At 61.2% G+C, this 13,575-nt stretch carries 10 protein-coding genes and 2 pseudogenes; 3 read left to right on the top strand and 9 right to left on the bottom strand.

The window, feature by feature from the left end:
• Positions 1-5 precede the first annotated feature (5 nt).
• The 4 genes and pseudogenes from A5681_RS00255 to A5681_RS00240 form a co-directional block, all read right to left on the bottom strand.
• Positions 6-506 carry a nitroreductase/quinone reductase family protein gene (locus tag A5681_RS00255; protein ID WP_067268480.1) on the bottom strand — a complete coding sequence of 167 codons (501 nt, stop codon included), beginning with the start codon at positions 504-506 and terminating at the stop codon, positions 6-8.
• Positions 507-648: 142 nt separating this feature from the next.
• Positions 649-1,137, bottom strand: coding sequence for a DUF302 domain-containing protein (locus tag A5681_RS00250; protein ID WP_067268478.1), 489 nt, complete (start codon positions 1,135-1,137; stop codon positions 649-651).
• Positions 1,138-1,160: 23 nt separating this feature from the next.
• Positions 1,161-2,243 (bottom strand): NmrA family NAD(P)-binding protein, encoded by a 1,083-nt coding sequence (locus A5681_RS00245; RefSeq protein ID WP_067268475.1) that lies wholly within the window; start codon positions 2,241-2,243, stop codon positions 1,161-1,163.
• Positions 2,243-2,449: pseudogene (locus tag A5681_RS00240) on the bottom strand (steroid 3-ketoacyl-CoA thiolase); the annotation flags it as partial. The pseudogene A5681_RS00240 and the gene A5681_RS00245, both read right to left, overlap by 1 nt.
• A 32-nt stretch (positions 2,450-2,481) precedes the next feature.
• On the opposite strand from A5681_RS00240, the gene A5681_RS00235 reads away from it, so the two are divergent.
• The 3 genes from A5681_RS00235 to A5681_RS00225 all read left to right on the top strand — a co-directional run bounded on the left by A5681_RS00235 (position 2,482) and on the right by A5681_RS00225 (position 7,922).
• Positions 2,482-3,822 carry a recombinase family protein gene (locus A5681_RS00235; protein WP_067268469.1) on the top strand — a complete coding sequence of 447 codons (1,341 nt, stop codon included), beginning with the start codon at positions 2,482-2,484 and terminating at the stop codon, positions 3,820-3,822.
• Positions 3,823-5,317: 1,495 nt separating this feature from the next.
• Positions 5,318-7,072 carry a hypothetical protein gene (locus A5681_RS00230; protein WP_156737779.1) on the top strand — a complete coding sequence of 585 codons (1,755 nt, stop codon included), beginning with the start codon at positions 5,318-5,320 and terminating at the stop codon, positions 7,070-7,072.
• Between the two features lie 253 nt (positions 7,073-7,325).
• Positions 7,326-7,922: a recombinase family protein gene (locus tag A5681_RS00225; protein WP_067268467.1), complete on the top strand. Its 597-nt coding sequence runs from the start codon at positions 7,326-7,328 to the stop codon at positions 7,920-7,922.
• 203 nt (positions 7,923-8,125) lie between these two features.
• Here the strand turns inward: A5681_RS00225 and A5681_RS00220 are convergent, their stop codons facing one another.
• From A5681_RS00220 to A5681_RS00195, 5 genes and pseudogenes are all read right to left on the bottom strand, one after another.
• Positions 8,126-9,181 carry a hypothetical protein gene (locus A5681_RS00220; RefSeq protein WP_067268465.1) on the bottom strand — a complete coding sequence of 352 codons (1,056 nt, stop codon included), beginning with the start codon at positions 9,179-9,181 and terminating at the stop codon, positions 8,126-8,128.
• 344 nt (positions 9,182-9,525) lie between these two features.
• The gene (locus A5681_RS26930) at positions 9,526-10,983 is read right to left on the bottom strand and encodes a hypothetical protein (RefSeq protein WP_156737778.1); all 1,458 of its coding nucleotides are present in this window, start codon (positions 10,981-10,983) and stop codon (positions 9,526-9,528) included.
• Positions 10,984-11,222: 239 nt separating this feature from the next.
• Positions 11,223-11,456, bottom strand: a pseudogene (locus A5681_RS00205) (steroid 3-ketoacyl-CoA thiolase); the annotation flags it as partial.
• A 22-nt stretch (positions 11,457-11,478) separates the two neighbouring features.
• Positions 11,479-12,213, bottom strand: a complete 735-nt coding sequence (locus A5681_RS00200; RefSeq protein WP_067268538.1) for a hypothetical protein — start codon at positions 12,211-12,213, stop codon at positions 11,479-11,481.
• A gap of 126 nt (positions 12,214-12,339) precedes the next feature.
• Entirely contained in the window at positions 12,340-13,527 is a 1,188-nt protein-coding gene (locus A5681_RS00195; protein WP_067268457.1) for a thiolase family protein, read from the bottom strand.
• Between the last annotated feature and the right edge of the window lie 48 nt (positions 13,528-13,575).

Here is a 13,575-nt window from a genome sequence, read left to right as displayed (position 1 = left end):
AACGGCTACCGGGAGTCTTCGGCGGAAAAGACGTCGATCGCTCGCACGGGTGTCAGCATCACCAGCGGGATCTGACGGCTGGTTGACTGCTGATAGGTTAGGTACGGCGGGTACAGGTGCGCCATGTACGCCCACACTTGGTGGCGTTCCTCGGCTTCGGGCTCCCGCCACGTGGCCTCGAATGCTTGAGTCGCGATCTGGACGCCGATCGTGTTGCTCTGCAAGACGTTCAAGTACCACTGCGGGTGCGTGTCGGCACCTCCCTTGGACGCGACGACCACGATCTCGCCACCGACGTTGCCGTAGATCAACGGCCTGACGTAGCTCTTCCCCGATTTGCGGCCCACGCACCTGATCAGGCAGTGGGTGGTGAATACCCGGCCCCCGACCGCGCTCACGTCCATGATGTGGCCCCGCGCGCCACCCGAGGTCAGATACGTCTCGAGGTGCTCGGTGATCCAGTCGCTGCGCGCGGCCCGGATCGAGGCGGCGTCGGCGTCGCTCATGGGGGCTCCTAACGTAAGCGAGGCGAGGGCCTTTGGCTGACGGCTTCCGTCGCCTGACTATGCCAGGCTCACCGGCCAGCCGTGCGCCGACCCAACCCGCTGCCGGCAACGCGCCGGCCAGCCCGCTACGACCGCCGCGCGGTTAGCCGCTCGTCACCTTTTCGGCCAGCGCGGCCAGCTTGGCGTCCAGTTGCTCCGCGGCGCTCAGTAATTCGGGATTGGATTCGACGACCATCAGCGACGACGGCTTGACGTAGGTCAGGCTGCTGCCGCCCGCCTCGTCGGTGATCAAGACCTCGACCGGGGCGAACAGGCCCGCGGTCGGGTCGTGCCGCAGCATCGTGATCGCGATCAGCGGGTTGCCCAGGATGACGCGAATCACCTTGCGGTCGATGCCGGTCTTGGTGATCCACGCGCCGTGGTCGAACAACCCGAACAACATGAATCCGCTTGGGCCCACGTGTGGTTCGACGCGCTGCCGATAAGAATCCCAGCTGTCGCTCGTTGCCGCGATGTCGTTGATCGCGACCGGTTGCTCGCCGATGTCGGCGAGCAACGCCGCGAGCAGCTCGTCGTAGCTCTTGGTGCTGTCGTGGCGCACCCGCACGCCCTTGAAAACAGTCTCGGTCATCAGTGCACCTTTCAGACGCAGGCCTACAATTTGCCTGTCCGTCGATCCTCACCGATCTTGAGGATCGGAGTCCGGTTCTCCGGTTGGACGCGCTCCCACAGGCCGCCCTTGCCCAGCTCCCGCCCCAACCGGTCTTCCCTGCGCAACCACTCCTCGGCGGTCTTGATCCGGTTCGGGTGAATCTCGTCGAGCAGGTCGTAATCGCGTTTGATGACTTCGTATTTCCACAAGTTCCAGAACCCCGTGAAGTTGTCGCGGATGTTCATGGTGCTCTTGTCGTTGGGGTCGGCGTTGTATCCGGCGGGCGCATCGGCGGCTCTGCTCAGGGGGCCCTCGCGCCAGTAGGTGTCCAGGTCGGTGTCGATGTATCGGGCTGGACGCCCGGTGACCTTCTCGAACGCCGCGGCCAGGTCCGCGTAGCGGATCTGGTCAATCGCGACTTCGAGATCCATGCCGTTCGCGCGCTCGGGATGATCGAAGAGCCAGCGAACGTAAAATCCGCAATCTTCAAGAGCCACATGGGCAACGGCGCCCGCACCGAGCGGAACCCGCCACGTGACGACACCGTCCTCGACGGTAGGCGCCATGGGCGTTCCGGTCGAGATCGCCATCTCGATGTATGGGCCCGTGGTGAAGAGGGCCGCCCCCATCCGATCACCGTTCACCCGATTCTGGGACAAGATCCATTCGCCCACCCGGCCCTTGCCGTCATAGTGGCCGGTGCGGAAGCGCGAATCGTATCCCGACTTCTTGAGCCCGTAGTCGAGGTTCCCGTAGACGAAGAATTTGACGCCCTCCTCGAGCGCAATCTCGTAACTGCGCATGGCCCAGTACATCTCGGTCTTCTCACCGGTGTTGAACCCGTCGATGTTGACGAATGCCGCGTCACACCCGCGGAATCCTTCGCGCAGGACGGCCTCGTCGGCGAAAGAGCCTTCCTGGACCGAGACGTTGTCCAGTGCGAGCAGCTCCTTGGCCCGTCGGGAGCCGGGGTCGCGGCTGAGGAATCGCACCGAGTACCTGTTGTCGGCGACCAGGGCCCGGATGATGGGCATGCCCTGGGCCCCGGTGCCGCCGATGACGAAGACCCGCGAGAGGGTGGACATCACAACCGCTCGATGATGGTCGCGTTGGCCATGCCGCCGCCCTCGCACATGGTCTGCAGCCCATACCGCCCGCCACGCTGCTCCAAAGCGTTGACCAAGGTGGTCATAATGCGCGCGCCGCTGGCGCCCAGTGGGTGGCCGATCGCGATGGCACCGCCGTTGACGTTCGTCTTGGCCAGGTCGGCGCCGGTGTCGTGCGCCCAGGCAAATGTCGGATTCACGGTGCTAAATTCCTTTCATGGACGCAGTCATCTACACGCGAGTCTCCCGCGACTCTGCAGGCGGGCGGTCCGTTGAGGACCAGGAGCGCGAGTGCCGCCAAGAGTGCGAACGCAACGACTGGTCCGTGCGGGCTGTCTACTGTGACAACTCGATCGGTGCATCTCGCTATTCCGGTGATCGACCTGAGTGGCGGCAGCTAAAGAAGGACCTCCGTAAGGGAGATGTGCTGGTCGTCTGGGAGGCTTCGCGGGCGCAGCGGGACCTGCAGGAGTTCGTGGAACTTCGCAACCTCTGCGCTGAGCTGAGCGTGCCCCTGTCCTATGCCGGACGAGTGCTTGATCTGACTTTGGGTGATGACCGCTTCGCCGGGGGCCTGGATGCGCTCGTAGCCGAATACGAGTCGGAACGCATTCGCACCCGCGTGTTGCGCGGCAAGCGGGCCTCAGCGGCCGATGGTCGGCCGATGAGCCGTCCGCCTTGGGGATTTCTAGCCACTCGAGAAATCGATGCTCAGGGACGATCCAGGCCACAATGGGAACTCGATCCCCTTGAGGCCCCAAGGGTCCGGGAAGCAGTAGAACGGATGCTCGCTGGTGAATCTCAGTACTCAGTATTGGCGTGGCTGAAGTCCACCGACGGCTATGCGCCCACTACACCGACGACGCTTCGAAGGGCGCTGCTGAATCCCGCTTTGGCGGGCTTGCGCCAGCACCAGGGCGAGGTGTTCGGACCGGCGACTTGGCCGGGCATCATCACCAAAGAACAGCACGAGCAACTGAAATCGCGAGATCGCCGTATGCGTGCCATGTTTGGGTTCAACTCCCAGCCGGGTCCGGAACCCAAGTACCTGCTCAGTGGGATAGCGAAGTGTGGTGTATGCGGTGAAGGTCTGAGGTACCGAGCCAAACAGGGCCGGAAGCCCTACTACGCCTGCCGCAAGGGCCACGTCGCTCGGCTGGCCTCTCTGCTCGACAAAGCGGTCGAGACTGAAATTTTCAAGCGGCTCAATGGAATTGACCCAGCGGACTACGAGACTGACAACATACAAGACAGCGCGTTGATAGCTGAGATCGAAGAACTAGAACGTCAGCTTGTCGAGTGGGAAGCCGAAGCTATGGCTGGCCGCGTCAGCCCCGGCGCGTTCGGCCGGGCCGAGCGGCAACTGACCGAACGCATCGAATCGACGCGAGCCAAGATCGAAGCACCATCAGAGCTGGAGCTTGACCCTACTCAGTGGCCCGCGCTGACCATGGCAGAACGTCGGCACATCGTGCGGTCCCTATTTGAAGTGGTCGTCCCAAAGCTCGCTAGGCGGGTACGCGCATTGCCGGGCGACGTAAACATCACGCCAATTTAGCCCTTGGCCGGAACAACTTTCGGACAGTTAACCACTGCTCTCGTGATAGTGGTTGCGTGGGCGACGCATTTCGCGTCGCCGCTTTCGTGTCCATGACTTGACCGTATGGATTCCCGGTAGACGTTCTGGCGGTTTGCTATCCCGGTAGACGCCTCGGTCGGCATGCCAACTTGGTAGGCGAGACAGCACTCGACGGCGAATATCAGATTCGATGAAATGGCTGGGTTGGACCAATGACTGACTGCGCAGCTCGTCCTGGCGATACTCGTCGGCGTAACTCGATAGAACTACCGACGCCCTGGCTCGCCACTTCTCAAAAGTTCTGGGAGAAGTTCGTTTTCATTGATCATGACAGTACATTTCGCGATTGGTTTCATGTCTACGCAGCGGCGGTCGCGAGATGCAAACCCAACCTACACGCAGAGTTCGCGTCCGGTGAACTTGGCAAAATCCTCGGCAGGATCGACCTGGACGGCACGTTGGTCCCAATGGCACCCAACCGACTAAGCAATCTGATTAGGGACTGCGTGCAACGTGGCCTCCTCGCCCAAGGATCTGGACAACGCTGCCTGAGTCTCCCCGCCGACTCGTTCGCCTGCACTCTTCCCGGCTGTAACACGCCGTGCCCGACCTGCGCCGAGCGGATCTCAAAGCCGCGAGCGGGATTTGTCTTGAGGGATCGTAGTAAAGAACATAAGAGAAATTCTAGATACGCACAGGTCAGGGCTCTGCCTCTACACCACCCGGATGTACGGCATACATCCCCAGAGTGCATGGAGGTTCGCGTGAGTTCTCCGTAGACACGTCTGAGGCAGGAGGGCTGGCGCTGCCACAGAAGCATCATGTCCGCTTTGGCTTTTAACGATTTGCATTTGAAAAGGTCCGAACGATTGATTGCCGGAGAGAGATAGCCAGATAGCACGACGTGTCCGGTCTACTGCGGCCGTGGGGATCCCCCCTGGGCAGCCAAAGGCCTTATTGCTCAACGAGATTGGAGAAGTAGTGAGGTGTAAACGAAACGACTGCAACAGGCGAGCGCACTCGCGGGGTTTGTGCACGACACACTATCGTCGGTGGCGCTCGGGCTGGCCGATGGACGCGCCCATCAGAGGCTACGTGCGGTACGAGGAGAGTGCTGAGGGCACTTGTGAGCCAGTGAATATGAAGTCGATTAAGCCGAGGCGAGACAAGCCGTTTGCGGCGGAGTACGCACTTCTGGCCGAGTTGGGGCTCTATCGCGACTGAGCTGGCTAGGATCGCGTACCCGTTTCTTTGGCTGTCCCCGGCTACAGTTGCCTGGCTGCCGCGTTGGGCGTCGTCGGGATGGCGCTCGTTTTGTGTGCGGCGAGGAGGGTTGCTCGTTCCGCCACACCGTTCTGCCGCAGCTCCGCAAAATGCCGCGATCGGCCTGTCGGTGCTAGTTAGATGGGATCGATCAAGATCTCGGCTGTTGATGCCTGTGGGATTGGGGGAAGCGAGTGGGCAGGAATGCGGGATGAGTCGACTGGCGTGGACCCGTTATGAAGGGAACGACATCGAGGCGGTCGTTTCCATGTTCGTCTGTCGGGAATTCCCTGACGCGTTCCGCATCCGACCCTCCCGCGGTGACGGCGGTATCGACGTATGCGTACCTGTGAGTCCTGGGCACGTTGAGATTTACCAGGTCAAAAAGTTTGCCGAGAATCTGGACGCCAGTCAGCGAGGTCAGATCGTCGAATCCCATACCCGGATTCAAGACTACGCAAGTACACGGAACTGGACGATCGACAAGTGGCATCTGACGCTCCCGCTCGACCCGACAACCGAGAACACGGAGTGGTTCGAAGAACTCGAATCGTCGGCCTATTTCCCTTGCGTTTGGGAAGGACTGGCACGGGTTGAAGGGTGGGCGGCAGCTCACCGAGACATCGTTGATTACTACTTGCGGGATGGCCGCGAGCGGTTAATGGAGGAAGTTGCCCGGTTCGTGGCGGTATCCGCAATTCCACTAAACGGCCCGCTCGCCGCGACACCGGAGGATTTCGCCGGCCTCGAACCCGATATGGTCCAGAACCAGTTGGCCACGCTTCGCGACACTCTGAACAGGCGCGACCCGCATTTCCAGTACGACATCGCGGTCTCCCATCGACCGTTAGATTCGATACCTGGTACGGATGCGTACCCCTCCTTGGTGGCCAGCACGTCACGCAAAATCGGGGACAGCTTCGTGACGTTCCACGTCCTCGCCCGTGGCGCTGAGTCGCTGTGTGAGCGGCCTATCACGTTCAGCGGCACACTTGCAGCCAAGGTAGGAAGCGAGGAGCACCGAGAATTCGAGGAGTTCCGAAAGTACGGACGACCCCCAACAGTTCCGCTCGACATTACGAACTTGTCCATGCGCCTTCCAGGCGGACTCGGCGGCGCGTTCGACGTCGGCAAGGTCACCATGGAGCGACTAGCCGATCGTAGGACGTTTGAAAGGCGACTATCGATTCTCTCGCCCGCGGACGAGACCCTGGCAGACGTCATTTTCACTATGAGGCCACCAGTGGCCAACATCGACAACACCGGCACTTACAGCTACGGAACAGATGCTGTCGGATTCCTTGAGATCGAGTTGTTGGCGACGTTTCAGGATGAGGTCGACATCAGGTTGCGGTTCCACCGTGGGGATCCGACTGGCCATTTTCCCGACAAGATCGAACCGTCCTTGGCGCTCGTCCAACACTTCGTTGCGCCGAATCACTTCCGCATCGCCGCCGTAAGGGGGCGTTCGTCGGCAGTCCAAGACATCCCGCATGTGCGCAGAGAGCGCACAGATGTTCAGTGGAATGATCTGCTGCTGCGGTACGTGCGGGCGTTGATCACCATTCAGCGTTATGCCGATTTCGAATTGACAGTCCCAGACTTGGCTACAGAAGACTTTCAGCACATCGAAGGTGTCTTGCGTGCAGCTCGACTGATCCGTGGTGAGGTTGTGGAAGTGACATGGGAACGTATCACCTTCACATTGCACCCGGACGCTTCGCCTCCAGACGGTCTACAACAGGCGATTCTTCCGCGGGAACTAGAGGTCACAATCAGCGGTAGGACCATCCCACTGGGAACGTTTCTGTTCATGAGCTCTGCAGTGGAGGTCACTAACGTCCAGACCGACAGCACGGGTGTGGTTACCGCTGACTTGGTGCCTGCGCTTGAGAACAAAACTGCACACCTGCGGTGGATGGGTGAGGCTTCGATCGACCCGGGGGCGGACGACAACGCCACGTAATAGCCTCAAACGCTAAACACATCGGTCCGAGGACGCTGACGGCTCGTTGCCTGATGGTGCCCGCTGCCGCTCACCTTCTTCCGCTGACCTGTCGGGATCTCTGGGCGGCAGCGGTCTCAAAACTAAGGAATTGATACTTCGACGCTGCGTTATCGCAGGGGCACCGAGAATGCCAGTTCGAGTTGTCTCAAAAGATGACTCAAAAGCGATGTCTCATATTGCATTGTTATGAGAGTTTTGAGACGATGTTCGCATGGCAACCCCCGCCCCCGCGATCACCGGCACGCCGCTCGGCTACGCCCGCGTCAGCACCGGCCACCAGTCACTCGATCAGCAGTTCGATGCACTCACCGCTGTAGGCGTGGACCCTTCTCGCGTCTACAGCGACAGGCTTTCAGGAACTTCGACCCGCGAGCAGCGTCCCGGCCTGGCTGCCCTTCTGGACTATGCACGTGAAGGCGATGCCATCGTAGTTGTCGGTATAGACCGGCTGGGTCGCAACGCTGCTGAGGTCATGGCGACGATTCGGGAACTGGGAGAGCGGGGAATTGTTCTGCGCTCGCTGCGGGAGGGCATCGACACCTCCAATGCCACCGGGCGCATGGTTGCCGGCGTTCTGGCCAGCTTGGCCGAGCTTGAGCTTGAACTCGGCAAGGAACGCCGCGCAGCGGCCCGAGAAGCACGGCGGGCACGCGGGCAATCCATCGGAAGGCCGAAGAAGCTGAATAACTCGAAAGTGGCTACGGCGCAACGTATGCACGCCAATGGCGAGCCTGCCTCGTCGATCGCCGATGCCCTGGGAGTCAGCCGGGCCACGATCTATCGCGTGCTTGCCGGGCAGTCCGCCTGAGCATCCGCAGCAGCCTCGTCGTCCACGATGTCAACCTTCTGACCAGCAGATCCTTAACAGAGCAAGGCCGTGGCCGGTGCACGCCCGAGTGTCTCGTCCGCATCGAAGATTTTCAGCCCACATGCTGGATAGTGGTGGCGTTGGCTATGCCGCCACCATCGCACATCGCACATCGCACGTTCTAGCGCGCCGGGCTTTTCGTTCTAGATGCCCGGGTCTCGTTCTTGCCTAGCTATTGTCAATTCGCGAATGCTGTTGAGGTGCTTGCGCTCAAGTTGCACCCGTGTGAAATGAAGAGTGCGGCCTTCGGCAGGTAGGACAATCGCCCACATCTGCCCTGGTACGTCGCTCAATCCAACGACTGCACCGGCGAATATTTCACCCGTGGGGACTTTCTGCATCGCGACGTGGAGCACTTGCTGCCGCTCCCACTTGAGTTGGCCGTGCAAGGTGAAGTTGTTGATTAGGTACAAGTTCCCATCAGATGCGCGTGTGTAGATTCCATCATTTGTCGTGTCGAGCGTATGAGCGTAGGGCCATTCTGGCTCTTCCGGCATTGGCGTAGCGCGGGCGTGGAACGCCTGTTTGTACGGCTCGAGGCGGTCTTGCATTGGCCTTAGCCTCCATAAGATTCCGGCGGACCGCACGACCATGGCTTCAATCATCGTGCCGACATCACCGTAGATCGGATGCTCATTTCCGTCCCTATCGAAAAGGGTTGTTGCCCCGGTGATCTCAGTTAGCGGTGCATCCACGCCGAGATGGTGTTGCTGGTGCTGGCGTGGCCATACAAGGTTCATAACTAGGGTGTTGAAGACTTCGGACGGCACGCCCGTCATTGGAAGGTCGGGGAACTGGCTTGCGATCGGTTCAGTCCAAGGGCTGATGGTGTAGAGATCCAGGTCGTGGCGCTGGGCTTTCCTGATTGCAGATTCTGAGAATCCAGACGACGAGACGATGGCGCGGTGCGTGACAGATGGCATGTCGTTGAACTTTGTGACGAGTGCGTCCACGTCGTCCACACTGAGCGGGTTCCCCCAGTGCTTAACCTCGTAGCCTTTGAATGCGTACACCCCATCAGGTGCGTTTACGGTGACTGTCACATCGACGTCCCGTTCAGTTTCGGACGCCTCGTCGGGCACCATATCGCCCAGCGTGACTTCGATGTCGACAGCGTTGGCGTCCCACCTAAGCGCACAGAGGCCCACAAGGTACTGAACCAGCATCGGCGACAGTGGCAACTTTTCGGACCTGCGCATGCCGCTAGTCGATCATTTCGAGTCGCCTATTACTAGCCGCCTCGCCGAGGCTTGAGCAGCAAGGAGAGGGTTAACTCCAACCATTCAACGATAGTGACATTGGCAATGCCGCCGCGCTCGCACATCGTGCGTGACTCGTAGCGGCCTCCACTGCTCCAAAGCGTTGATGAGTGCTGTCATGATCTGAGCACCGTCAGCGCGGAGCGTGTGACCGGTTGCGATTGCGCCACGGTTCACGTTCGCCCGTTCCAGAATGTAGGTCCAATTCCGCCTTCATCCATAGTTGGTCCAGGGCAATGGAGTGGGGTGTCGCCGAAGGGACCCCACTGTCGTGCAGGTACGAGCTACGTGTCGAGCGATTCATCCCATTCCGCGCCGAGCACCCAAGACAGAGCTGACATCCTCCCGCTCAGCAGCCCCCACTCGAAGTCGTCCCACCCGAGATTCTCCCGGCCGTATTTCGCCTCGATGCGAGCAGCGGCCTCGTTGGCTTGTTGGAGTATCTCGCCCTGTCCTTCCCTCAGCGGTTCCTCACCCGACTCGATCTTTTGTAGCCAGACTTGGTGGCGATTCCACCAGACCTTGTCCCATAGCTCGTTGTAGGTGGCGAGGATCTGCTTGTCGTTGCGGCGAAGAAGCATCGGATAGAAGGCACCCGGCATTTCGTCATCGGGGATCCACTCCACCTTGTCTCCCTCGTCTGTGTAGCCGACGCGGTGACCGTTCGGCCCTACTTCGTCTTCGACCGGATCGGAGGTTTGAGCGTTGGTCCGTTCCACGGGCTGCGCGCCGACCTGATCTCGCGTGAACTCGCGGTTGAGTTCTTCGATCTGCGCCATGAGGTCTGAATCGAATCGACCGATTTCAATGCCGGCGTCCCGGAGACGGAGTTCCCCGCGACCCCGGATCGCATCATTTGGATCGAGCACGCCGATGACGACGCGAGTGATTCGACGTTCGATGATTCTTTCGGCGCATGGGATCTTAGGGCTGTTTCGACCGGTGCAAGGTTCCAACGTCGTGAATAGGGTTGCGCCCGCTAATGTTTCGTCCCCGAGCTTGCGTTCTAGAAGCGTGAACTCGGCGTGCTCTCCGGGAGCGAGTTCGCCTCGAAAGGCTCCGCCCAGCGCCACACCATCCCGTACGACGAGAGCTCCAACCTTGGGCGAGATTCTCCCATCCTCGCTTACGCATTGTCGTGCGAGCGCGACGGCTCGCTCCATGAACGCTCGCTCCCCCTGAGGTGCCGGGCGTCCAGACACACTAGCGGCACCCGCCCGGGCTGCACTATTAATCGCGGGGGGTGTGGATCCCGATGGCGAGTTGCTCGCGGAGCCTGTTGATGGCGTGTCAGCTTGGATGCCTACCTGGTTGGAAGCATTTTGTCGCGCAACTTCTTCTCCCACCTGATTGTTGAGTTCATCGGCGAGCTGGCGCGTCTGCTCACTATGCGGACCAATGACGTCGAGATGGAGCGAAATGTCTTGTGGGCGAGAGGGAACGTACCGCCTCAGAATCAAGAAGATGTTGAGATTCGGATCGTCCACTCCCTGTTGCTGCCCAAAATTGGTTCGATAGTGGACCTGAATTTCGTGTAGGTCGTCGGGGATCTCCGCGAGTGCTTCGGCCAGATCGCTTGTGCCATTGATCCGATTACCGCCGACCGAACCGACTGTATAGGTGGCTGTGATCGGCTGAAGCGACACAATTGACGCCTCGATAACGGGTTCGAGCGAACGAAACGCAGTCAGCACGTCGCTGCGCCGGATGTCGTGCGTGGTGGTCTTCTGTAGTCGTGGCACCTACTTGCCCTCCGCTGGCAATCGGAACGGCCCTCCCTGTTCGCCTGCCCCTTGAAGCCTGCACCGGCCTGCCAACCACGCACTCACCTCTCGCTTGTACGTCTAGTCGAGGCAGGTTAAAACTCCATGGAAAGGGTAAGGCCAGTCTGTTGCTTCGGGAAGCGGTCGGAACCAACAGGGCCCGTCCGAATGCAAAAGCTCCATCGAGACGCGGGAAGGTGCCGCTGGGCCAAGCCCGGCTAGCCCAACCGCTCGATGATGGTGGCGTTGGCCATGCCGCCGCCCTCGCACATCGTTTGCAACCCATACCGACCGCCGCGCTGCTCAAGCGCATTGACCAGAGTCGTCATGATACGGGCACCGCTAGCGCCGAGTGGGTGACCAAGGGCGATAGCGCCACCGTTGACGTTCGTCCGTTCGAGGATGCCTGTTTGCGCCTCATCTACGTCGTGCGCCCAGGCGAGCACCACGGGCCTTCCGCGCGGAGTGACCGATCTACGGTACGGGGACGCATTCGACGTAAAGGCTTATACCTGCGGATATTCCACTGAAAAGTCCGTTCCTTACGTTGCCGTTGCCGTCCCATGCCCACTCGCTTACGGCGGGCTTGTACAGGCCGAGTCGTGCAAGCTCGTTCGCCAGTGGCTCACACGCACGCAAGGTGCAGCATGCAATCTCGAATACGAACGCCGAAGGCATGGACCTGCCGAACCAGTGCGCCCCTCCGGATTCCATGTACTTGCGCAACTGTTCAGCTGCTTTGTTGCGGTTGGGCTTGCCGTCATTGTGGGTGCCACCGAGGCTGTTCGCCGCTACCCTCAACACGCTCTCGACGGAGTATTGAACGTCAGCCAGTGTCAGGCCGATGGGGTGGGCCAGGAAGTCCTTCCGCGATAGTTCGAGCACTTGGTCGCCCGGCTCGGACGGTTCACCGCTCATCAGGCCTCCGCGCATCCCGGCACCGACGTTCACTCGCTTGACCTCTGGGTGGGCGGCGTGCATCACGATCCATGCTTTGTTCAGCGTGTCGGAGGGTTCATACGGCTTCGGCAGGACGACTCGGAACTTCGCCTCCAGTGAGGTGGCGGCGCTCGCATCGTCTAGCAGGTTTTCCAGCAGGATTTGTCGGAGAAGGCTCGACACCTTCAACAGCTGGTACTCAGTTGGGTTGCTATTGAGCTTCTGGCGGATGTCGATGAGCGTCTCGACAAATAGTTGTTCAACCTGCATGACGTGCTCCTCAGTACTCCACCCGGTGCATGGCATCGGGCGAAGGTTTCCAGAGTACACAGTAATAACAGCGTTGTCATTTCGTCTGGACGGGGGCGCGGGGAGACCTGTAACTTCTGCCCCGGCTCAGCTGAGCCGCTCGATGATGGTCGCGTTGGCCATGCCGCCGCCCTCGCACATCGCCTGCAAGCCGTACCGCCCGCCGCGCTGCTCTAGTGCATTGACGAGTGTGGTCATGATGCGTGCACCGCTGGCACCCAGCGGGTGGCCGATGGCGATCGCGCCGCCGTTGACGTTGGTCCGTTCAAGGATGCCGGTCTGCTCCCCATCAACGTCCTTGGCCCACGCCAGCACGACGGGCGCGAAGGCCTCGTTGACCTCGAACAGGTCGATGTCGCCCAGCGTCAATCCCGCGCGGTCGAGCACCTTTTCGGTGGCCGGGATGACGCCGGTCAGCATGTAGAGCGGATCGGAGCCGACCACGGTGGTGGTGTGGATGCGGGCCAGCGGGCGCAGGCCGAGCTTCTTCGCGACGTCGCTGGTGGTGATCAGTACCGCGGCGCTGCCGTCCGAGAGCGGCGAGGAGTTGCCGGCGGTGATCTCCCAATTGATCTGCGGGAAACGAGCTTTCATCGCGTCGCTGTAGAACGCCGGCCGCAGACCGGCCAGCGTCTCGACCGTGGTACCGGGCCGGATGAATTCGTCGGTGGACAGGCCGGCGATCGGGATCAGCTCGTTGTCGAAGAGGCCGTCCTTGGTGGCGCGGGCGGCCTTGTCGTGGCTGCCGGCGGAGAACTCGTCGAGCTGGGTGCGCGAGAAGCCCCACCGCGCCGCGATCAGTTCGGCGCTGATGCCCTGCGGCACCAGGCCGTCGGGGTAGCGCCGCGTCATGTCCTCGCCGAAGGGATTGCTGCCCGGCAGCACCGAGGTGCCCATCGGTACGCGGCCCATCGATTCCACGCCGGCGGCGACGACGAGGTCGTAAGCGCCGGAGAGCACGCCCTGGGCGGCGAAGCTGATGGCCTGCTGGCTGCTGCCGCACTGCCGGTCGATCGTGACGCCGGGGACCGATTCGGGGAAGCCGGCACCCAGCAGCGCGTTGCGTGCGATGTTGACCGCCTGGTCACCCACCTGGGCGACGGCGCCGGCGATGACGTCGTCGATCTGGGCGGGGTCCACGCCCGTGCGGGCCACCAGTTCGCGCAGGCTGTGCGCCAGCAGGTCGGCGGGCAAGACGTCGTGCAGCGCACCGCTGGGCTTGCCCTTGCCGATCGGGGTGCGGACGGCTCCGACGATGACGGCGTCGCGGTTCATGGCTCCTCCTTGAGTCCCAGGATCTAGGTATAGACCGCTGTACCCAGG

Source organism: Mycobacterium scrofulaceum (assembly GCF_001667885.1).
Taxonomy (GTDB): domain Bacteria; phylum Actinomycetota; class Actinomycetes; order Mycobacteriales; family Mycobacteriaceae; genus Mycobacterium; species Mycobacterium scrofulaceum_C.
This window is presented reverse-complemented; position numbering and strand designations above follow the sequence as displayed.